This window comes from Mesorhizobium intechi, assembly GCF_002879535.1.
In the GTDB taxonomy this organism is placed as follows: domain Bacteria; phylum Pseudomonadota; class Alphaproteobacteria; order Rhizobiales; family Rhizobiaceae; genus Mesorhizobium; species Mesorhizobium intechi.
The window spans coordinates 1-1926 of sequence record NZ_PNOT02000268.1 but is presented as its reverse complement, the minus strand read 5'-3'; the positions used below and the strand labels follow the sequence as shown (position 1 = coordinate 1926).

Here is a 1926-nt window from a genome sequence, read left to right as displayed (position 1 = left end):
AGCCTGTCGGCTGCTGACGGTCGCCGGCCTGTCGGCCGGCGCGGTTTGTCTGTTGGCCGTTCCCGGCGGCGCGGGGTGGGCGGCACTCCCTTCTAGGCCCGCCGCGGCATCCCGCAACCCTTCGCTTCGCTTCGGGTCCTCCTCTTCGTTCCGGTCCTTCGGATGCGGTCCGCCTCCGACGGCGGGCCTTTCCGGTCGCGTCTCGCCGCCCACCCCGCTTCCGGGGAAAGGCGCGGGATTGAAGAGCGGAGGACCAGACGATGCGTGCAAAACACCAGCGTTGCGGCAGCGCAGAGGCTGGCGCGGGCAGGGGCGGGCGCACGGGCGCCAGCCTTTATCAGGAAATCACGGACCGCATCATTGCCGAACTGGAGCGCGGCACCGTGCCATGGGTCAAGCCATGGGGCAGCGCAAAGGCCGACCTCGGCCTGCCCAGCAACGCGGCCACCGGGCGCCGCTATTCCGGCATCAACATCCTCATCCTGTGGGGCGCCGTCATCGAGCGCAGCTATCCCGGCCAGAACTGGCTGACCTTCCGGCAGGCGCTTTCCCTTGGCGGCAATGTCAGGAAGGGCGAGCGCGGCACAACAATCGTGCATGCCGACCGCTTTGTCCCAAAGGGCGAGCAGGAGCGCGCCAGGACGGACGGCGACGAGCCGCAGGCCGTGCCGTATTTGAAGCGCTTCACCGTCTTCAACGTCGCGCAGTGCGACGGCCTGCCCGAGCACCTTTACCGCAAGGCCGAGCCGCTGCCAGAACGCCAGATCGTACCCCAAGCCGAAGGGCTTATTCGAGCAAGCGGCGCGGATTTCCGCATCGGCGGCGATCGCGCTTTCTACATGCCGGGCACCGATACCATTCAGGTGCCGCCGCAGCCGGCGTTCTTTCAGCAGATCGACTATTACCGCACCTGCTTCCACGAGCTTGGCCACTGGACCGGCCACCCGGCGCGGCTGGCGCGCGACCTCTCCGGCGCCTTCGGTTCCAAGACCTATGCGCGCGAGGAATTGGTTGCCGAAATCACTGCTGCCTTTGTCTGCTCGACACTCGGCATCGAGCCGACCGTGCGCCATGCCGACTATATCGGCACATGGCTGAAGGTGCTGCGCGAGGACAATCGCGCCATCTTCCGCGCCGCCAGCCTTGCCTCCAAGGCCGCCGATTTTCTTCTGGGCTTCAACGCCGAGGCCGAAGGCGCGCAACAAAACGAGATCGCGGCATGAGCGCGCGCGATCGCCACACCCTGCAGACCGAGCCAACGCCGCAAGGCGAGCAGACGCTCATTCCCGGTGTCCGGCCGGTCACCACGCGCGACCGCCTCGCCCTTTGGCCGACGCGCCCGCGCGCGGCGCAAAAGCCGCTCGATATCGGGCTGTTCGATGACGCCAGAAATCAACGCGACTTGTTTTGAGAGGAGTTTTCCCATGATCCTGATCACCGACGACCTTTGCGCCCGGCTGCTCGCCAATGGCGCAACCGACACCGAAACCGACCATGTCCCGGTGGTCAAACTGTTCGATCCGACCGGGCCAGCAACCTGGCTTCTCACCGAACTCGACGCCGACGGCGACACACTGTTCGGGCTTTGCGACCTCGGCTTCGGCTTCCCCGAACTCGGCAGCGTCAGCCTTGCCGAGCTTGCAAGCGTCAAGGGGCGGCTTGGCCTCGGCATCGAGCGCGACCTCTGGTTCAAGCCGCGCTTTCCGCTCTCCGTCTACGCCCAGGCAGCGTGCAGCGCCGGCCACATCACCGAAGCCGAGCGGCTGCTGCGACAGGCGGCAGAAGCCCTTGGCAACGCCCATTCCAAGCTTCCGCCCGACACGGCGGAACACACGCGCCGCTAGGCGCGAAAACCGTCCCGCCGCGCCGGCTTGCAGCCTCTGCGGCGGGGCAATCCCACCCCTGAAACGAAGGAGACAAACCATG

General features: G+C 66.8%; 3 protein-coding genes. All 3 read left to right on the top strand.

The genetic code is table 11. The features are described from left to right. Window positions 1-260: 260 nt before the first annotated feature. The 3 genes from C1D09_RS23665 to C1D09_RS23655 are packed head-to-tail and all read left to right on the top strand — an operon-like array spanning window position 261 to window position 1844. Window positions 261-1223 carry an ArdC family protein gene (locus C1D09_RS23665; RefSeq protein ID WP_143976558.1) on the top strand — a complete coding sequence of 321 codons (963 nt, stop codon included), beginning with the start codon at window positions 261-263 and terminating at the stop codon, window positions 1221-1223. Next, window positions 1220-1411, top strand: a complete 192-nt coding sequence (locus tag C1D09_RS23660) for a hypothetical protein (RefSeq protein ID WP_143976557.1) — start codon at window positions 1220-1222, stop codon at window positions 1409-1411. The genes C1D09_RS23665 and C1D09_RS23660 overlap by 4 nt, the downstream gene beginning before the upstream one ends. 13 nt (window positions 1412-1424) lie before the next feature. After that, entirely contained in the window at window positions 1425-1844 is a 420-nt protein-coding gene (locus tag C1D09_RS23655; RefSeq protein WP_143976556.1) for a DUF2958 domain-containing protein, read from the top strand. Window positions 1845-1926 lie beyond the last annotated feature (82 nt).